The following is an 18,271-nucleotide window of genomic DNA, read 5'->3' as shown; positions in this document are numbered from 1 at the left end:
CTTTTGATGTGAACGTCTTTTGATGTTTGGCGCCATACGATACCATGCGCAGCGTGTGTTCCTGTTGGGGGAGGTGCCGCCCATCGCCCCGTGGCTGGCTGCTGGTCCGTCATGATCACGGGATGCACAATCTGGGGCCGCCACGGCAACCCCTTATCGCCATAGTCAACAGGACGGAGTATCAGGATGGCCATTGCCATTGAACAGTCGGACAACACACTGAGGGTGAACAAGGATCGCTACGATCTGGGCCGCATCGTCGGCGTGCAGGTAAAAGCACTCGGCTGGATGGATCGGCTCAAGAAGAGCTTGTTGCTGGGAGTGGTCACCTCCAGTGTGCTCTTTTACTTCACCCCTTCCTACGAGCAGGCGGACAACTGGCTCATCGTGCTCTTCCTGCCCCTGGTGGGTTTTCTGTCTGGCGCCCTGATGGGGCTGCTCTCCAGCACGAAATATGAGTTTTGCATCGAATTTTCCCACGCCGACGAGACGGGCGTGCAGTGGATCACCGCCGCCAGGAGTCGGCATGTCGCCGATTATGAGACCTTCAAGGCGCAGGCGGCCAGGTTGAAAGAGCGGCTCGGGTAGGGAGCACAGAGTGACGGGTCTGCGTCATCTGGCGCCAGGCATAACAACAAGCCCGAACAGGTGCACCTGTTCGGGCTTGTTTCATTAGGCGGATGGCGCTCGGGGAGCGGCTCAGGCGGGATAGAGGGCGCCCAGTACCGCCGGGCGGCTAGCGCCGGTCACCGCAGGCAGGTTGCCCGGTTTTCGCTGGATAAAGCGTTGTGCCAGCCAGGCAAAGGCGGCCCCTTCCACCCAGTCCGGTGCAAGGCCGAGCTGGGCGGTACTGGTCAGATGCCAGTCGGGCAGCAGGGCTGCCAGCTCCGCCAGCAGCGGGGCGTTGTGGGCGCCGCCGCCGCAGACAAACAGCTCGGGCCGGGTTGGCGCATCACGGTGGGCGGGCAACTGGCGGGCGATGCTGTGGCAGGTGAGGGATTGCAGGGTACGCTGCACATCAGCGGGGGCGTATGCGCAGCCGTCCAGCTCGCCGTCGAGCCAGTCGAGGGTGAACATCTCACGCCCCGTGCTCTTGGGGGCGGGGGCGGCGAAGTAGGGGTGAGCCAGCAACTGCTCCAGCAGCGCAGGGATAGGCTTGCCGCTGGCGGCCCACTGGCCACCGGCATCATAGCTGCTACCGTGGGGCTGGTGGCGGCGATACCAGCCGTCGAGCAGGGTGTTGGCGGGGCCGGTATCGAAGCCATATACCCCTGAACCAGCCCCCCCGTCGGTCTGGCCGGGCAGCACCGAGATATTGGCAATGCCGCCGAGGTTCAGCACCACCCGAAGGGCGCCGGGGCGGGCAAAGAGCGCCTGATGGAAGGCGGGCACCAGGGGGGCCCCCTGACCGCCGAGGGCCATGTCCATGGTGCGAAAATCGGCCACCACGTCGATGCCGGTCAGGGCCGCCAGCAAGGCCGCGTTGCCGATCTGCAGGGTAAAGCCGAGCTGGGGGCGGTGGCGTATGGTCTGGCCGTGACTGCCGATGGCGCGAATCTCCTGGGGAGTCAGCGCCGCCTTGGCGAGCAGGGCCTGGGTGGCGGCGGCAAATTCGCGGGCCACCAGGTTGTCGGCGACCCCCATGCGGTCGATTTCGTTCTCCCCCGGGGTGCAAAGCTCATGCAGGGTGCGAGCCGTATCGACAGGCCAGGGATGGCAGAGGGCCGCCTCGACCCGCAGTGCATCCCCCTCGATCTGCACCAGCACGGCGTCGATACCGTCCATGCTGGTACCGGACATCAAGCCTATATAGCGTTCAGTCATGACAACCCCTTTCAATGATGCGGGGGAACCGTCCGATGCCGTGTTCCGCCTTGGTCGACAGCGCTCAGCTGTCGTCGCCGTTGCCCTTGTTTCTGGCCAGTTGCAGCTCGGGGCTGTCCAGCTTGGCCAGTTGGGGCATGGCCTGGGCCTTGAAGCTGGCCAGCGCCCGCCCGCTGAGAGACTCCGCCTGGGGCAGGTTGAGGGTGCGCGGGTTCTTGTGCACGCCGCCCACCACGAATTCATAGTGCAGGTGCGGGCCTGTGACCCGGCCGGTGCCGCCGAGCAGGCCGATGGTCTGCCCCTGCTTCACTCGCTGCCCCTTGTTGACGGTGCGCTTGGAGAGGTGCAGGTACTTGGTCACGTAGTTGCCCGCGTGCTTGATGAAGACGTAGTTGCCGTTGAACTGGTTATAGCCGGCGGCCACCACGCTGCCGCCGCCCGCCGCCATGATGGGGGTCCCCACCGGCGCCACGTAGTCGATGCCGTTGTGGGGGCGCACCTTGCCGGTGACCGGGTGAAGGCGGCGCGGATTGAAGTTGGAGCTGATGTATTTGAAGTTGACCGGTGCGCGCAGGAAGCTCTTGCGCATCGCCTTGCCGTCCGGGGTGTAGTAGTTGCCATCCGTGTTCAGCACGGCACGGTAGATGGCCCCCTGGTTGACGAACTCGGCGGCCAGGATGTCGCCGGAGGCAACCCGCTCGTCATCCTGGTATTTGTCCTGGTAGACCACCCGGAAGCTGTCCCCCGGTTGCAGGTCCTGGGCAAAGTCGATGTCCCAGCCGAAGATGGCGGCGAGATCCATGATCTGGTCTTCCGTCATGCCCGCTTCGACGGCGGCGCCCCAGAAGCTGGAGCGGATCTCCCCCTGGGCCACCTGTTCGCGGGTGTCGAGCTCGATCTTCACCGGCCTGGCCACGAAGCCGTCATCCCGGCGGTTCACCTTGAGCGCCTGCTCCAGGCTGTGGGGGTAATAGAGGCTGTGCAGCTCGCCGCCCTTGGTGAGCTTGAAGGTGAGCTCCTGACCGGGTTTGAGCAGGCGCAGGGTATCCGTGCCCTCAAGCTGGTCGATGAGGTGCAGATCCGTGGTGCTGAGGCCCAGGCGCTGGAAGATGACCCCCATGTTGTCGCCGCTTCGCACCTTCACCTGTCTGGTGACGTAGCGCGGTTTGGGCGGGGTGACGGGCTCGGCCCGTGCCAGCTGGGCCTCCTCGTCGACCTGCTGCTCGACGGCCAGTTCGTTGTCGTTGTCATCGACCCGGGTGGCGACTGCCTGTTCGCTCGGCCAGGCCGCCAGCATCATCACCATGATGCTCAGGATCAGCACCATCTTGCGGTGCCAGTGAGGGAGAGAGTTGAAGGCGTGCCAAAGGACCATGAGAAGCAGACAAAGTTGAACCCGGAAGAAGGTCGGAGTTTACCGCCTTTCCAATTGGCCCGCCATTCCAGTAATATGTCTGGCCCTGTGGAATCGTGATTGGAGAGTCAAAAAATGTCCCAGCTCGAGGTGGCGCTAGCCGAGATCAAGCGCGGAGCGGAAGAAATTCTGGTTGAAGAAGAACTGATCGCCAAGTTGAAGGAAGGGCGCCCCCTGCGCATCAAGCTGGGGATGGACCCGACCGCGCCGGACATCCACCTGGGTCATACCGTGATCCTCAACAAGCTGAAGACCTTCCAGGATCTGGGCCATGAAGTGATCCTGCTGATCGGTGACTTCACCGCCATGGTGGGTGATCCCTCCGGCAAGAACGCCACCCGTCCGCCGCTCTCCGAAGAGGCCATCAAGCACAACGCCCTCACCTATGCCGAGCAGGCGTTCAAGATCCTCGACCCGGCCAAGACCCGCATCGAGTACAACTCCACCTGGCTGAGTGAGCTGGGCGCGACCGGCATGATCAAGCTGGCGGCCAAGCAGACCGTGGCCCGCATGATGGAGCGCGACGACTTCAAGAAGCGCTACAGCAACGGCCAGTCCATCGCCATTCACGAATTCCTCTATCCGCTGCTGCAAGGCTATGACTCGGTCGCGCTGAAGGCGGACGTCGAGCTCGGCGGTACCGATCAGAAGTTCAACCTGCTGATGGGTCGCGAGCTGCAAAAAGATGCGGGCATGGCGACCCAGTGCGTGCTGATGATGCCGCTGCTGGTAGGCCTGGACGGTGTCAAGAAGATGTCCAAGTCCGCTGCCAACTACATCGGCGTGCACGATGCCCCGGGGGAGATGTTCGGCAAGATCATGTCCATCACCGACGATCTGATGTGGAACTACTACGAGCTGCTCTCCTTCCGTCCGCTCGCCGAGATTGAAGAGTTCAAGGCAGGTATCGCCGCCGGTACTCTCAACCCGCGTGACGTGAAGATCTGGCTGGCCAAGGAGATCATCGCCCGTTATCACGACGAAGCGGCGGCCGAAGCGGCCCACGAAGATTTCACCCAGCGCTTCTCCAAGAACGCCATTCCGGACGACATGCCGGAAGTCGAGCTGGCACTGGAAGGGGAAGGGCTGGCCATTGCCAACCTGCTCAAAGACGCCGATCTGGTGGCCACTACCTCCGAAGCGCTGCGCATGATCAAGCAGGGCGCGGTCAAGGTTGATGGCGAGAAGCTGGACGATGGCAAGGCCCTCATCGGTGCCGGTACCGCCGTCTACCAGGTCGGCAAGCGCAAGTTTGCCCGGGTGACCGTCAAGTAAGTCGCCACCTGCGGCGCAGCCATAAGAAAGGCCTCCCTTGCGGAGGCCTTTTTGTTGGCTCATGGCTGCAAAGAGGGATCAACCCTCGGTTTTCAGGAAGTTGCGATAGAGCATGTAGAGGTGGGCCGAGCTCCAGCTGAAGTTGCTGGCCCCCTGCATGGCGCCGGTTTCCGGGTTGTAGTTCTCGCGGATGGGGCCGCTACCCGCCAGCCCCTCGGCGTTGGCAAACAGCTTGTTGACGAGCTGTTGGGCATCGCTGCGATAGCCGTAGTTCTCCAGCCCCTTCACCCCGAAGTAGAACTGATCCAGCCAGACCCGACCGCGCCAGTAGATGTCGGGGTCGTAGGCCGGGTTGGTCAGTGCCGCCGTGCCGAGCGGCACCCTGGTGTTGAACTCCTGGGCATTGAGCATCACCTCGCGCACCCGCGCCGCCTTCTCCTTGTCCGCTACCTCGGCCCAGAGCGGGCTCCACCCTTCCGGGCCACGGCCGCGGGCTGTCAACAGCTTGCCGACGCAGCCGTTGGCGTCGGGCGGATCCCCCTGGGCTATCTGGCGGTCGTAATAGAAGCCGGAGGCCTCATCGAACAGGCAGCTGTTGATGTAATCGGCCAGCTGGGTCGCCCCTTCGCGATAGCGGCTCGCCTCGTCCGGCTTGCCGAGCAGTTCGGCCATGTCGGCCAGGATGCGTTTCTCCTTGGCGAGGAAGGCGTTGAGCTCCACCGACTCCTGATCGATGGAGAAGCCGATGAGGCTGCCATCGTCCTGATGGTTTTCGAAGAAGAAGACGTTCCAGTCCTGGCGCGCCCTGGCCATGTCGCCGCCATAGGTCTTGTCGGCATAGCGCTTGAGCTGATCCGGCTCGATAAAGCCGAAGCGGGCGGCGTTGTCCATGCCGGATTCCCAGCCGGCGCCGTGCTGGGCGCCGATATCCATGTCGGCGTAGCCGCCAACGCTCAATACCTGCTGATAGAGCGCCATGCCGGCGCAGCCATACCAGCCATCTCCCTCATTGGTACAGCTCGACAGATCCAGCCCGACCGGTGCCCCCGTCGGGTACTGCACCTTGAAGGTGATGTTGCCGAACTCGTCGTTGTGCTCGACGTGGCGGGTGGCGTCATATTCGATGATGCCGTTGCGGTTGTTGTCCCGCGCCCGATACCACCAGTCGTGATAGGCCTGGATCTTCGGGTACATCTCGGCGATGAAGGCCTTGTCCTGGGTGGCGCTGTAGATCTCCCAGATGGCCCAGGCGGAGAGGGGCGGCTTGGTGTCGCGCTCGTTCCAGTTGCCGCCGTCGCCACCGCGATCGGCGAGCTTGTTGTAGAAGACGGCGTCGATCACCATGCCGGCATCCTGCGGCCGGACCGGGTCATCCGCCTGGATCTAGTAGTCATACATGGCGCGCACGTTGTTCTTGGCTACCTCGGGGTTGAAGTGGGCCATGGCGTAGGCGTGCTTCCAGCTGTCCCAGGCCCAGACCCCGTCGAACCAGCGGGCGGTGTTGGAGGGGGTCACCCCGTCGTGCAGGATGGCACCGGCCGGCGAGCGCCAGTTGCCGTTGAGGGTCTCCATCGCCTTGACCGCGATGCGCCGCTCCGACTCCGGGATCCCCTGATTGGAGAGGCCGCGCGCCAGGTAATCCTCCCAGCGGCGGATGGAGTCGTCGAAATGGCTGGCGGGGTCGGCCAGCAGCGCCTGGCGGCTCTGCTCGAAGCGGCTCGCGTCAGCACTGCTGTGGACATAGCTCTGCAGGGTGTAGATATCCTGCTGGCCCTTGGCGGCCAGGGTGAGGCTGGCCTCGCTCACGTAGCCGAGCCCCTGCTCGTCGAGGGTGGTGCTACTCGGCAGGGTGCGATCGATGCGGTAGCTGGCGCTGCCGCTTTGCATGATGTTCCAGGTGCTGCGCAGTTTGCCGAACTGGAATGCCACGCCGCGCTCGGTCTGGCTGATGGTGCGGGTCCAGGCGGGGTACTGCTCGGCGACCGTCTTGTTGGCATCCCACTGGTTGAGCAGCTCCCCCTGCCAGTTGAGCTTGAGGGTGAGGGGGGCGTCAGTGTGGTTGATGAGGCGGGTGCGAACCAGCGCAGTGCGGGCATCGCCGTAGCGCAGCTCCAGCTCCAGGGTGAAGGGGTCGAATTCGAAGCGTTGCACCAGCGCCCCCGGGATGGCGTACAGCGCCTGTTTGCTGGCGCTGGTGAGGGGAAAGGCGCGGCCGCTCTCGTCGCTCAGGGTCAGCTTGTCCAATTCCCTTGCGAAGAACAGGCTGTACTCCTCTGCGATGACCATGGGGCCGGTAAAGCCGCCCCACTCGCTGTCGCTGGCGGGCAGCAGGAAGCCGTGCCAGGCGCCGAGATCGAGCAGCGGGTTGTATTTGAGGTTGGCGTAGCTGTCAAAGTCACGGAACTGGAGCGGGGTGCCGCTGCGGTCGATCACGTTCTGATACTGATTCGCTAGGGTGGCGCTGGGGGCGGCCGGGCTGCTGGAGTCATTGCCGTTGCAGGCAGTGAGGCCGAACAGGGCGACGCTCAGGGTGATGAAAAGTAAATTTTTACGAAACATCTCTCGCTCCAATGACAGTTTTTGTAGGTTAAGGAAGGTGTTTTATAGTGATTATTTTAGTGAAAGCGTTTGCGAGAGCCATTATAGGGCGATTATGACGGGATTATTGGCGCTGTGTCACAGTGCAGGAGGGGCGAGTGTGAGCCGGATCACCCGGTTACACGAGGTTACATAGTCTTTTGTTTTAGTAATTGTTTACTTTCGTGGTGGCAGTCAGCGAGAGAGAGGAGGGGCAGGTACGCAGGTATTGGTGGGGGGTCAGGCCGAACTCCTCCTTGAAGCGCGCGGCAAAGCGGCCGGGGGAGTCGTAGCCACAGGCGAGGGCGGTCTGAAGCGGCGTGAGCCCCTGTTGCAGCAGGGTGAGGGCGTGCCCCAGGCGTACCTGGGTCAGCACCTGGCGAAAGCTGCGCCCCTCGGCGGCCAGTTTGCGGACCAGAGAGGCGCGGCTCATGGCGAAGTGGGTCGCTACCGTCTCCAGCCGGTGATCAAGACCAGGCTCCACACTGAGGTAACGGGCCAGCCGTTCCCCCAGGGTCATGGTGGTGGCAGGAAAGAGCAGGCCAAGGCCCCCCGCTTCCCTGAGCTCGCCATAAAACCCTTGCAGCAGCTGGGTCTGGGCCGTCTCGCAGAGCTGCCGCTGCGCCATGGTGGTGACGAGATCGAAGCAGAAGGCGAGGGCCGACGTCACCCTGATGGCCGGTGGCTTGAGGAGATCGAGGGTGCTCTCTGCCAGCCACTCGGCCGGTGGCGGGGCCAGCAGGGTGAGCGCCTGGGAGCGAAACGTGCCCTGCTCCGGCTGGTTGACGAAGGTGAGCCGGTGACCCGCCGGGATCAGCAGCCAGCTCTCCTTGTCAAAGGAGAGGCGCTGCTCCCGCCACCACAGCTGCTTGCGGCCCTGCTGCACCCAGATGAGGGTCGGCGCGTAGATGAGCACCCGGCGCAGGGGCTGCTGGCGGATCCCGAAGTAGTGATTCAGTTGCAGCAGGGGCGTGCTCATCGGGCGGGCTCCTAGGGGGTGGTGAAGGTGGCGGTCAGGGTGGCCTTGCCAAGGGCCAGGCTGTTGAGCATGTAGCCTACCATGGCGGGCGGGGTGTTGGCCTTCACCTCCAGCGCCTTGGGCAGGGCCCAGACGGTGAACTGGTAGCGGTGCATGCCGTGACCGGCGGGCGGGCAGGGGCCGCCATAACCCTGGGTACCGTAGTCGGTGCCAAGCTCCAGCCCCTGCTTGATCTTGCCGGAGGCATTGCTCGGCAGCTCGCTCTGGCTGGCCGGCAGGTTCACCACCAGCCAGTGCCACCAGCCGCTGCCGGTGGGGGCGTCCGGGTCATAGGCGGTGATGGCGACGCTCTGGGTGCCGGCGGGCAGGCTCTGCCAGCTCAACTGGGGGGAGCGGTTCTCGCCGCTGCAACCAAAGCCGTTGAAGCTGAAGACCTTGTCCATGGGTTCACCCTCGCGGATGTCGGTACTCTTGAGGGTCATGGCGCCGGCGGGCAGAGCCGCGAGGCAGAACAGGGGCAGCAGCGGGATAATGGGGGATCTCATGATGGGCACTCCTTTGTGTGAATATGGCATTCACTCTAAGGGGGCTGGCTCAAAACAGAGTGCCCGTATGGCTCAAATTATGCCATGGAAACGGCTTTTGTGAGCTGTTCGGGGCTTTTGAGGGGCATAAAAAAACCGGCATCCTGGGATGCCGGTTTTTGGGAGAGGCGAGGGGCCTTAGCGCAGGATCATCTCGTCACGGCCCGGGCCGACGGAGACCATGGGCACCGGCACGCCCAGCAGGGCTTCGATGCGCAGCACATAGTCCTGGGCAGCCTTGGGCAGCTCGGCGAAGGTGCGGCAGGCGCTGATGTCTTCGCTCCAGCTCTCCATCTTCTCGTAGACGGGGGTGAGGGCGGCGGTCTGCGGCCAGATCGGGTTCTCGGTGTGGGCACCTTCGTAGGCCACGCAGATCTTCAGATCCGGCAGACCGGTCAGGCAGTCCAGCTTGGTCAGGGCCACTTCGGTGGCAGCCTGCAGCTCGACGCCGTTCTTGGTGGCGACGGCATCGAAGTAACCCACGTCACGGGGACGGCCGGTGGTGGCGCCGAACTCGTTGGTGATCTTGCGGAACTCGTCCTGGTTCTCCATGGCGGTCAGCAGGGTGCCGGTACCGACGGAGGAGCTGAAGGCCTTGGCCACGGCGATGACGCGCTCCGGGCGCAGGCCCGGCAGACCGCCACCGATGCCGGCGTAGGCGCCGGAAACGTGGGAGGAGGTGACCCAGGGGTATTCGCCGTAGATGAGATCACGGCCGGCACCCAGCTGGGCTTCGAACAGCAGGGTCTTGCCTTCGGCTTGCAGTGCCTTGAGGGGCATGCTGACGTTGCAGACGGCGTCCAGCCAGGGAGCGGACACTTCCAGCAGCCAGTCGGCCATCTCCTGGGCGGTCTGGGTGAATTCGAAGTCCGGATAGAGAGCCTTCATCTGCGGCAGTTTCCAGTCCAGCATGAACTGGATGCGCTCGACCAGCACGTCCGGCTGTTTCAGCCAGCCCACCAGGATCGCCTTTTTCATGACCCGATCACCGTAAGCCGGGGCGATGCCCTGACGGGTGGAGCCGTAGGCGCCGTCACCCAGGCGTTGCTCTTCCAGGGTGTCTTCCAGCGCGTGCAGCGGCAGGCAGAGGGTGGCACGGTCAGAGATGGCGAGCTTGGGAATGACGCCGGAGGCCTTGACCTCTTCCAGCTCGACGGTGAGCTTCTCGGGGCTGATCACCATGCCGGGGCCCAGCACGACCAGACAATCCGGGTTGAAGACGCCGCTCGGCACCTGGTGCAGCTTGAAGGTGCCCAGATCGTTGACCACGGTGTGGCCGGCGTTGTTGCCGCCCTGGAAACGAATACTGGCGCCAGCCTGGCCTGCCAGATAATCGACGATGCGGCCTTTGCCTTCATCACCCCAGTTAGCACCTACGACTACGATAGACGACATGACTCTTTCTCCTAAGACGTTAGGCGTCCATCCTAGGAGCCCCGTGAGGATTAGAAAAATTAATTATCTTTATAATTCCGATAAGGAAGCCATATAATTCCGGTGCCATTATCGACACCGCGCTCCCTTTCGTGGTGCCCGTGCCCTGGCGGCGCTGGCCTTGCCATCGACCTGGGAGAAGAGGAACCCCATGCTGGACATTCACTGGCTGCACACCTTCGTCACCCTGGCCCGGTTGCAGCACTTCGGCCAGACGGCCACCGAACTGCACATGACGCAACCCAATGTGAGCCTGCACCTCAAGAACCTGGAGCAGGCGACCCGGGTCAAGCTGGTGGAGCGCAGCCCGTTTCGCCTGACCCAGGCGGGGGAGCGGCTGCTGCAAAGCGCCGAGCGCGCCATCAACGAGTTGCAGCTCTGCCAGTCCGATCTCAATGCCCTGAGCCAGTTGAGCCAGGGGACGCTCGCCATCGCCGCCAGCGACATCATCTCGCGCCTGCTGCTCATCCAGCCGTTCCAGCGCTTCAAGCAGGCTTTCCCCGGCATCGACCTCACCCTGTTCAACACCACCTCGGATCAGGCGGCGGATCTGGTGCGGGCGGGCAAGGCGGATCTGGGCTTCGTGATGGCACAAAAGCGCAGCGAGCCGCTCTTCTACACCGAGTTGCAGCAGGTGACCTGGTGTGCCCTGGGGCACGGCCTGGCCCGCTGGCAGGCGCGGGCCAGCTCGGGGGAGAGCGATCCTCTGGACGAGCCGACCCTGATCCTGCTGGGGCACGACACCCGGACCCGGGCATTGATCGATCCCTCCCTGCCCCTGCTCGGCCTGCCGAGCTGCCGCATCATGGAGGTGGGGAGCGTGGATGCCCAGCTCGACTGGGCCGAGGCGGGTTTTGGCGTCGCCATCGTGCCGGATTTCTCCCTGCACCCCAGGCTCAAGCTGACCGCCCCGGTGACCCGGCTCACCGATTTTCCCGGTACCAGCCTGGGGTACGTGGTGCGCCAGAACCAGGTGCTGTCGCGGGCCATCAAGCAACTGCTGCACTGGGTGGAGGAGGAGATCCAGAATCCGGCGCTGCTGCTGGCGCCGTGACAGGCCAGGCGCCCGTTCCCCATAACCAAGAGGCCACCCCTGGGGTGGCCTCTTGGTTGGTGTTCATTGCCCGGCGGGGGCTGTGGTCTCCACCGCATGGTTGGGCGGGCTGGCCGGCATGGCCTGCGGTGATGGCGCCTCCAGCGGCGTTGCCGCCGAGGCGGGCGCCTCAAGCGGGGTCAGGGGATGGCCTGGCGCCAGGGTTGCGCTGCCCGGTGTGGGGGGCTTGGTCAGGGCCGGGGCCTGGTTAGTGGAGGCCGCCCCCGAACTGGTTGAGAGGGTCGCGGCGGCCGGCTGCTCCGGCAAGGTGTCGGACCCCTCCAGTGGCGCGGTGCCTTCCAGGGGGTCTATCCCATCGGTCGGTGTGGCCGCGCTGCTCGCCGGGGGCAAGGTCGGCAGGGCGCCCGAGGTGGCCCCGGCCCCGGATGCCGTGAGGGTGTCCGCCGGGAGGGTGGGCACGGCATCCAGCATGCCGGGATGGAGCAGGGCGATGCTGCCCGCCTGCATGCCTTCCCAGGTGAGGGTGGTCAGTGCCGGATGCAGTCGGGTGAACTGCTTGAGCCGCTCGTTCAGCACGTCCCGCAGGGTGCGCACCTCGCTCTCGGGCAGGCTGGCCAGCGCCACCAGTTCGGCGGTGACGGCGAAGGTGTTGACGCCGCTTGTCTGCCCCGGATAGAGGTTGGCGCCGATGCGGCTGCGATCGTAGTAGGGGTGCTGCTTGAGCAGCTTGTCCACCTGTTCCCCCTCGATGGGAATGAGGCGGGCCTGACAGCGGCCGGTGAGATCGCCGATGGCCTGATTGGGGTGACCGGCGACCACGAAGGCGGCATCCAGGGTGCCGTCACAGAGCCCCTCCAGCCGGTTGCCCGGGGAGATCACAGGCGGGCGACTGAAGTCGGCGACCCGCCACCCCATGGCATCGAGCAGGGCACGGCTGGTGACCCTGTCCCCGGAGTTGGGGGCGCCGACATCGACCCGCTTGCCCTTGATGTCGGCCAGGGTGGTGATGTTGCTGGTGGCGCTGGCAATCAGGGTCAGGGACTCCTTGTGGAGCCGCAACAGGCTGCGCAGCTGATCGTCCGGGGCCTGGCCCGCGAAGGGGCCGGTGCCGTGCACTGCATGGTAGAGCACATCCGACTGCATCAGGGCGAGCTGTACCTCTCCCTTGGCGAGGGCCGCCAGATTGGCGATGGAGCCCGAGGTACTCTGCACCGTGCAGTGCAGGCCGTGGCGGGCACTCTCCTCGTTGAGCAGGCGGCAGATGGCCCCCCCTGTGGGGTAGTAGACGCCGTTGAGGGCTCCCGTACCGATGGTGACATAGGCGGGGGAGGCGAAGAGGGAGGGCGCCAGCACGGCCGCAAGCCAGGGCAGGGCGGTACGTGACAGACGCAACAGGGCAGAGAAGGCGAATGGGCGCATAGTGGACCGAAACCGTGGCTGAACATGAGGAGGAGGCGGGCTCATCCGGTGATGAGCCTCATCTTATCCGTATCAGACGGGAAGCTGAACGGATTTTACCGCTTTCGCGCGCACCGGGCGGCCTGGGGCCGCCGCCCGGAACGGTTCGCTAGCGGGTCTGGAGAATGGCTTTCTCCATGCGGGCCAGGGCCTCGGTGAGACGGGCCCGGGTGCAGCCAAAGTTGAGTCGCACGAACTGGCCGTTGCCGAACTGGGCGCCGGGGGAGAGACCCACGCCCGCCTGTTCGAAGAAGGCGACGGGATCGTCCAGGCCCAGGGCGCTCATGTCGATCCAGGCGAGGTAGGTGGCCTGGTTGCGGGCCAGCTTGACGCCGGGCCAGCGGGCCACGGCCTGCTCGATCAGGGCCAGGTTGCCGGTCAGGTAGTCGAGCTGTTCATTCAGCCACTGCTCGCCCCCCTCATAGGCCGCCTCGGCCGCCACGAACCCCAGCAGATTGACGTCGGCGCTGATGCCGCGCATCGCCTGTTGCAGCTTGAGCCGCAGGCGGGCATTGGGGATCACGGCGAAGGAGCAGCACAGGCCCGCGATGTTGAAGGTCTTGCTCGGCGCCATCATGACGGCGGAGCGCTCGGCCGCCTCCGGGCTCAGGGCACCATAGGGGATGTGGCGGGCATCCTTGTCCAGCAGCAGGTCGCAGTGGATTTCGTCGGAGCAGATCACCAGGTTGTGGCGCTCGGCGATGGCGTCGATGGCCAGCAGCTCTTCCCGGGTGAAGACGGTGCCACCCGGGTTGTGGGGGTTGCACAGCAGCAGCAGATCCGCCGAGGGGGCCTGACGCTCAAGCTCTTCGAGATCCAGCACCCAGCGGCCTTCTTCCTCCACCACGGGGACGGTGAGCAGGGGGCGGTCATTGAAGCCCGGTGCCTGCAGGAAGGGGTAGTAGACCGGCTTGGGGGTGATGATGCCGCGCCCGTGTTGGCTCCAGGCCTTGCAGGCGAGATTGAGGCCCGGCACCACCCCGGGCAGGAAGACGAGCCATTCGGGCTGGATGGTCCAGCCATAGCGGCTGGCCAGACGCGATACGATCAGTTCGATGAGCCGGGGAGAGGGGCGCGAATAGCCGAAGATGCCGTGGGCGACCCGTTTGGTAAGGGCCTCCAGTACGGCGGGGGGAGAGACGAAGTCGGTGTCTGCGACCCACATGGGCAGGACATCCTGACCCTTGTATTTGTCCCATTTCAGGCTCATGGTACCGCTGCGATCTATTTCCCGGTCAAAATCAAACATGTTAAATCCTTGTACTGGCGCTGGATGGGCTTCCAATGTACGGACTTGGACGCCCCCCCGCAACCCTTGAGGTGGCTGTTGATAATGACATAAAATAGCCGCCGCCATACGCCAAGCCCGCCCGCATCTGGCTCCTTTTTTTCTTCCATATCAATGGTATCTCTATGAGTTTGCTGTCTGTTGCCCGCAAGAGGCCGGATCCCGTCTCTCTCTCGTTTCTCGCCGTGACCTTCATGACCGGGGTGGCGGTGGCGCTGCAGGTGCCGACCTTGAGCCTGTTTCTGGCCGAGGAGGTGCAGGTGCGCCCCTTCCTGGTGGGGCTCTTCTACACGGTGAACGCGGTGATCGGCATCCTCATCAGCCAGTGGCTCGGCCACCGCTCCGACAACAAGGGGGATCGCAAGCAGCTGATCCTGCGCTGCTGCTTTGCCGGCATCGTGCTCTCCCTGCTGTTTGCCTGGAACCGGCAGTACTGGTTGCTGGTGAGCCTGGGGGTGCTGCTGGCGAGCCTGACCGCCACCGCCAGCCCGCAGCTGTTCGCCCTGGCGCGGGAATACGCCGATAGCCGCAACAAACAGGCCGACATGTTCAGCTCGGTGCTGCGGGCCCAGTTCTCCCTGGCCTGGGTGATAGGGCCGCCCATCGCCTTCGCGCTCGCCATCGGCTACGGCTTTGAGGTGATGTATCTGGCCTCGGCGCTGGCCTATGTCATCTGCGCCTTCGTGGTGTGGCGCTGGCTTCCCTCCCTGCCGCTGCCGGTGATGGACAGCGAGGTGGAGCGGGTGAGCAGCTGGCGGGATCCGTCGGTGCGGGCGCTCTTCATCGCCTCCACCCTGATGTGGACCTGCAACAGCATGTACCTCATCAACATGCCCCTCTACATCACCCGCGAGCTGGGGCTGGAGGAGAAGCTGGCCGGTTTGCTGATGGGCACGGCGGCGGCCCTGGAGATCCCCTTCATGCTGCTGGCGGGCTACTACACCCGGCGCTTCGGCAAGCGGCCCATGATGCTGCTGGCGGTGCTGGCCGGGGTCGGTTTCTATGGCGGTCTCGTGACCCTGTCGAGCCAGCATGCCCTCATTGCGCTGCAACTGCTCAATGCCATCTTCATCGGCATCGTGGCCGGCATCGGCATGTCCTATTTCCAGGACTTGATGCCGGGGCGCGCCGGGGTGGCGACCACGCTCTTTTCCAACAGCATCCGCACCGGCTCCATCATGGCGGGGGCCATCGCGGGGACGGTGGCGGAGCTCTGGAGCTTCCACGGGGTCTTCATGGTGGCGGCGGCCCTGGCGCTGATGGCACTGGCCGCCTGCTGGCGGGTCCCCAACGTATAGGGGATGCAAAGGGGAGCCGATGTCCGGCTGTGCCGGCACCAGTGCCCCGGTCGTGCTGGGAAGAAGCGGCCTTACCTGGGGTTCTCTCCCTGGTATTCGATGCGCAGGCAGCGCAGCAGCAGCTCGGCCGCCGGCCCCAGCGCCTCCACCGAGGGGGTGAGCAGGTAGGTGTAGAGATAGCGCTCGTTGCCGCCGGTGAGGTCGAGCTGCACCAGCGAGCCCTCGGCGAGCTCCTCCTGCACCAGGTGGCGGGGCACCCAGGCGTAACCCATGCCAAGGCGCACCATGTTGAGCACCTCATGATAGTGGGTCGCCTTCCAGCCGGTGTCGTCCGCATCGTTCCAGTCCACCGAGCGGTGGATGGGGGGATGCAGGCTTATCTGGTTGTGGCTGGCCAGCACCTCGGCGGTGATGGGCTCTCCCTGCTCCGCAAGGGGGTGGCCCGCTGCGCACAGAGGAAGCAGACAGACTTCGTCCAGCGGCAGGCCGGTGCGATCCTGGGGCAGGTGCTCGGAGAGCATCAGATCTCCCGCCTGCAGCGCATTGAAGTGGCAGTGGATCCGCTCATGCAGGTTGATGCGGCAACCGCGGCTGCGGGGATAGAAGTGGGCCAGCGCCCGGTAGAGGCGCTCCCGCGGCTGCACCACGGACACATAGAGGTTGATCTGCGGCTCCCACTGCCGCTCCAGGTTGTTGGCCAGGTTCTCCAGCTCTTCCACCTGCTGGCTGAGCTGGCGCGCCCGCTTGAGGAAGATCTCCCCCGCCGGTGTCAGCACCGCCTTGCGTCCCCGCACCTCCAGCAGGGCCACCCCCAGACTCTGTTGCAGCTTGGCAACCGCATGATTGAGGGAGGATTGGCTCTTGTTCAGCGCCTCGGCAGCCTGGGCATAACCGCCGCAGTCCACCACCGCCTGAAAGATCCGCCATTGCTCAAACGTGCTCTTGGGACGAAACATAGTGCAACCTGTCTGGGGCCGATGGGATTCAACAAGGCGCGCCTTGGCACCCCCTCTTCACTGTAATCCCATCCGGTTGATTTGTTGATTTATTTGGGCTGGGCCACGAAGGTCTTGCCGCTCTGGCCCTGACTGTCACGCCCCATCAGGTAGAGATAGAGGGGCATCAGATCGGCCGGGGTCTTGAGGGTCTGCGGATCTTCCGCCGGGAAGGCGCTGGCCCGCATCCTGGTGCGGGTGCCGCCCGGGTTGAGGGTGTTGACCCGCACCCTGGTGTTCTCCAGCTCGTCCGCCAGCACCTCCATCATGCCTTCGACTGCGAACTTGGAAATGGCATAGGTGCCCCAGTAGGCGCGCCCCTTGCGGCCCACGCTGGAGGAGGTGTAGACGATGGACGCCTCGCCGTGCTCCTTGGCGGTCTGGCGAATGAGGGGCAGCAGCGCCTGGGTCAGCAGGAATTCGGATTTGACGTTGACCTGCATCACCTCGTCCCACTCCTGCTCCTGAATGTGTTCGAACGGCGACAGGGTACCGAGCAGCCCGGCGTTGAACAGCACGCCGTCGAGGCGGCCGAACTGCTGGGCGAAGGTCTCCGCCATGCCGCGGTAGTGGGCGGCAGTAGCCCCTTTCAAGTCCACCGGCACGATGGCGGGCAGGGGGTGACCGGCCGCTTCAATCTGGTCGTAGACCGCCTCCAGCTTGGCACTGGTACGCCCGAGCAGGATCACGGTGGCGCCGTGGGCCGCATAGGTGAGGGCCGCTTCGCGGCCGATGCCGTCACCGGCACCCGTCACCAGAATGACCTTGTCCTTGAGCAGATCACGGGGGGCCTGATAGTCGAGCATGTGGACTCCTGTTAACAATGCCTGGCGGCTTGGCGCAACGAATCGAGTGGGCAAGTGTACTGATCCGGCCCGGCAGTTGACCAGTATGAGACGGCAAAAATGTGAATAAAACAGGGCGATAGCATCGATCCCTCCGCCCTTGGCACGGGAGATGGCAGAGTTTTTGCGCGAGGGGGGCAAACTCCTTACTATGTGAAAAAACCGGACATTGAGCGGAGCATCAAGTGGCATTTTTGACCGAATACGGCCTGTTTCTGGCCAAGACCCTCACTTTCTTGCTGGCCATCGGCGCCGTCATCCTGATGGTGGCGAGCAGCCGCCAGCCCAAATCCCGCAAGGGGGAGCTGGTGGTGACCGATCTCTCCGGCGAGCTGGAGCAGGGGCGCCATCAACTGCAGGCAGCCCTGGCGGGCAAGGCCGAGCGCAAGCAGATGGAGAAGACCCGCAAGGCGGAGCACAAGGCCAAAGCCAAGGGGGAGGATGAGCGCAGCCGGCTGTTCGTCATCGACTTCAACGGCAGCATGGATGCCAAGGAGGTGGCCTCCCTGCGGGAAGAGGTGAGTGCCGTGATAGGCGTGGCCCGGCCCGGGGACGAGGTGCTGCTGCGCCTCGAATCCGGCGGCGGCGTGGTGCACGGCTACGGCCTGGCCGCCTCCCAGTTGCAGCGGCTGCGGGACAAGGACATCACGCTGACCGTGGCCATCGACAAGGTGGCGGCGAGCGGTGGCTACATGATGGCCTGCGTCGCGGACAAGATCCTGGCGGCGCCGTTCGCCATCGTCGGCTCCATCGGGGTGATTGCCCAGATGCCGAACTTCAACAAGCTGCTCAAGAAGCACGACATCGAATTCGAGATGCACACCGCAGGCCAGTACAAGCGCACCATCACCATGTTCGGCGAGAACGACGATCTGGGGCGGGAGAAGTTTCGCGAGGAGCTGAGGGCCATCCACGAACAGTTCAAGGCCTTCGTGGCCGAGCACAGACCCGGTCTCGACATCGACAAGGTGACCACCGGCGAGCATTGGCTGGCGAGCCAGGCCAAGCAGCTCGGACTGGTGGATGCGCTTTGCACCAGCGATGACTACCTGCTGGCCCAGGCCAGCCATCACAAGGTGGTCGGCATCCGCTACAGCAAACCCAGGAGCCTGACCCAGAAGCTTGGCAAGCAGGCGGCACTGGGGCTGGAGGCCGGCCTTGGCCGGCTGTGGCAGCAGAGCCCCTGGCGCTGAGAACCTGTTTCGAGCTTACTGCGAGGTCGTGATCAAGGCTCATGTGCTGCTCG

The 18,271-nt window shown here is 64.5% G+C and carries 14 protein-coding genes and 1 pseudogene; 5 read left to right on the top strand and 10 right to left on the bottom strand.

What is annotated here, in order from left to right; genetic code table 11:
* Window positions 1–186 precede the first annotated feature (186 nt).
* Window positions 187–588 carry a hypothetical protein gene (locus AB5Y50_RS19490; RefSeq protein ID WP_223932090.1) on the top strand — a complete coding sequence of 134 codons (402 nt, stop codon included), beginning with the start codon at window positions 187–189 and terminating at the stop codon, window positions 586–588.
* Between the two features lie 111 nt (window positions 589–699).
* Here the strand turns inward: AB5Y50_RS19490 and AB5Y50_RS19485 are convergent, their stop codons facing one another.
* A complete protein-coding gene (locus AB5Y50_RS19485; RefSeq protein ID WP_180911474.1) occupies window positions 700–1,824 on the bottom strand; it encodes an anhydro-N-acetylmuramic acid kinase in 1,125 nt (374 codons plus the stop codon).
* A gap of 64 nt (window positions 1,825–1,888) precedes the next feature.
* A complete protein-coding gene (locus AB5Y50_RS19480) occupies window positions 1,889–3,199 on the bottom strand; it encodes a peptidoglycan DD-metalloendopeptidase family protein (protein WP_041212599.1) in 1,311 nt (436 codons plus the stop codon).
* 114 nt (window positions 3,200–3,313) lie between these two features.
* Between AB5Y50_RS19480 and tyrS the strand changes: the two genes are divergently transcribed.
* Window positions 3,314–4,513, top strand: coding sequence for a tyrosine--tRNA ligase (gene tyrS, locus AB5Y50_RS19475; protein WP_039040151.1), 1,200 nt, complete (start codon window positions 3,314–3,316; stop codon window positions 4,511–4,513).
* 78 nt (window positions 4,514–4,591) lie between these two features.
* Here tyrS and ygjK read toward each other — a convergent pair.
* The 4 genes and pseudogenes from ygjK to AB5Y50_RS19455 form a co-directional block, all read right to left on the bottom strand.
* Window positions 4,592–7,072: pseudogene (gene ygjK, locus AB5Y50_RS19470) on the bottom strand (alpha-glucosidase).
* Between the two features lie 184 nt (window positions 7,073–7,256).
* A complete protein-coding gene (locus AB5Y50_RS19465) occupies window positions 7,257–8,069 on the bottom strand; it encodes an AraC family transcriptional regulator (protein ID WP_048207195.1) in 813 nt (270 codons plus the stop codon).
* A gap of 11 nt (window positions 8,070–8,080) precedes the next feature.
* Window positions 8,081–8,614, bottom strand: coding sequence for a YbhB/YbcL family Raf kinase inhibitor-like protein (locus AB5Y50_RS19460; protein ID WP_049637270.1), 534 nt, complete (start codon window positions 8,612–8,614; stop codon window positions 8,081–8,083).
* Between the two features lie 177 nt (window positions 8,615–8,791).
* Entirely contained in the window at window positions 8,792–10,048 is a 1,257-nt protein-coding gene (locus AB5Y50_RS19455; protein WP_042880306.1) for an adenylosuccinate synthetase, read from the bottom strand.
* A 190-nt stretch (window positions 10,049–10,238) separates the two neighbouring features.
* Between AB5Y50_RS19455 and AB5Y50_RS19450 the strand changes: the two genes are divergently transcribed.
* Complete coding sequence (locus AB5Y50_RS19450; RefSeq protein ID WP_041212603.1) at window positions 10,239–11,141, top strand: LysR family transcriptional regulator; 903 nt, start codon at window positions 10,239–10,241, stop codon at window positions 11,139–11,141.
* A gap of 63 nt (window positions 11,142–11,204) precedes the next feature.
* On the opposite strand, the gene AB5Y50_RS19445 is transcribed toward AB5Y50_RS19450, so the two are convergent.
* Window positions 11,205–12,560 carry a TAXI family TRAP transporter solute-binding subunit gene (locus AB5Y50_RS19445; protein ID WP_180911475.1) on the bottom strand — a complete coding sequence of 452 codons (1,356 nt, stop codon included), beginning with the start codon at window positions 12,558–12,560 and terminating at the stop codon, window positions 11,205–11,207.
* 148 nt (window positions 12,561–12,708) lie between these two features.
* Window positions 12,709–13,848 (bottom strand): MalY/PatB family protein, encoded by a 1,140-nt coding sequence (locus AB5Y50_RS19440; protein ID WP_041212604.1) that lies wholly within the window; start codon window positions 13,846–13,848, stop codon window positions 12,709–12,711.
* Between the two features lie 164 nt (window positions 13,849–14,012).
* Here AB5Y50_RS19440 and AB5Y50_RS19435 point away from each other — a divergent pair, with 164 nt between their 5' ends.
* Window positions 14,013–15,185, top strand: coding sequence for an MFS transporter (locus tag AB5Y50_RS19435; RefSeq protein ID WP_039040518.1), 1,173 nt, complete (start codon window positions 14,013–14,015; stop codon window positions 15,183–15,185).
* 71 nt (window positions 15,186–15,256) lie between these two features.
* Here AB5Y50_RS19435 and AB5Y50_RS19430 read toward each other — a convergent pair whose 3' ends face one another.
* Both AB5Y50_RS19430 and AB5Y50_RS19425 read right to left on the bottom strand, forming a co-directional pair.
* Complete coding sequence (locus AB5Y50_RS19430; protein WP_128344474.1) at window positions 15,257–16,141, bottom strand: LysR family transcriptional regulator; 885 nt, start codon at window positions 16,139–16,141, stop codon at window positions 15,257–15,259.
* An 89-nt stretch (window positions 16,142–16,230) separates the two neighbouring features.
* Window positions 16,231–16,986 (bottom strand): YciK family oxidoreductase, encoded by a 756-nt coding sequence (locus AB5Y50_RS19425; protein ID WP_039040520.1) that lies wholly within the window; start codon window positions 16,984–16,986, stop codon window positions 16,231–16,233.
* A 224-nt stretch (window positions 16,987–17,210) separates the two neighbouring features.
* Here AB5Y50_RS19425 and sohB point away from each other — a divergent pair, with 224 nt between their 5' ends.
* Window positions 17,211–18,218, top strand: coding sequence for a protease SohB (gene sohB / locus AB5Y50_RS19420; RefSeq protein WP_109112764.1), 1,008 nt, complete (start codon window positions 17,211–17,213; stop codon window positions 18,216–18,218).
* Window positions 18,219–18,271 lie beyond the last annotated feature (53 nt).

The sequence above is a fragment of the Aeromonas sp. s6 genome (assembly GCF_040907815.1).
Taxonomy (GTDB): domain Bacteria; phylum Pseudomonadota; class Gammaproteobacteria; order Enterobacterales; family Aeromonadaceae; genus Aeromonas; species Aeromonas caviae.
Note: the sequence above shows the minus strand (reverse complement) of the source record. Positions and strands in the feature narration are given on the sequence as shown.

Coding starts and splice junctions, on each gene's coding strand:
- AB5Y50_RS19430 (WP_128344474.1), bottom strand. CDS start 16,141: ATGTTTCGTCCCAAGAGCACGTTTGAGCAATGGCGGATCTTTCAGGCG.
- AB5Y50_RS19490 (WP_223932090.1), top strand. CDS start 187: ATGGCCATTGCCATTGAACAGTCGGACAACACACTGAGGGTGAACAAG.
- tyrS (WP_039040151.1), top strand. CDS start 3,314: ATGTCCCAGCTCGAGGTGGCGCTAGCCGAGATCAAGCGCGGAGCGGAA.
- AB5Y50_RS19445 (WP_180911475.1), bottom strand. CDS start 12,560: ATGCGCCCATTCGCCTTCTCTGCCCTGTTGCGTCTGTCACGTACCGCC.
- AB5Y50_RS19485 (WP_180911474.1), bottom strand. CDS start 1,824: ATGACTGAACGCTATATAGGCTTGATGTCCGGTACCAGCATGGACGGT.
- AB5Y50_RS19425 (WP_039040520.1), bottom strand. CDS start 16,986: ATGCTCGACTATCAGGCCCCCCGTGATCTGCTCAAGGACAAGGTCATT.
- AB5Y50_RS19455 (WP_042880306.1), bottom strand. CDS start 10,048: ATGTCGTCTATCGTAGTCGTAGGTGCTAACTGGGGTGATGAAGGCAAA.
- AB5Y50_RS19465 (WP_048207195.1), bottom strand. CDS start 8,069: ATGAGCACGCCCCTGCTGCAACTGAATCACTACTTCGGGATCCGCCAG.
- AB5Y50_RS19460 (WP_049637270.1), bottom strand. CDS start 8,614: ATGAGATCCCCCATTATCCCGCTGCTGCCCCTGTTCTGCCTCGCGGCT.
- AB5Y50_RS19480 (WP_041212599.1), bottom strand. CDS start 3,199: ATGGTCCTTTGGCACGCCTTCAACTCTCTCCCTCACTGGCACCGCAAG.
- AB5Y50_RS19450 (WP_041212603.1), top strand. CDS start 10,239: ATGCTGGACATTCACTGGCTGCACACCTTCGTCACCCTGGCCCGGTTG.
- AB5Y50_RS19435 (WP_039040518.1), top strand. CDS start 14,013: ATGAGTTTGCTGTCTGTTGCCCGCAAGAGGCCGGATCCCGTCTCTCTC.
- AB5Y50_RS19440 (WP_041212604.1), bottom strand. CDS start 13,848: ATGTTTGATTTTGACCGGGAAATAGATCGCAGCGGTACCATGAGCCTG.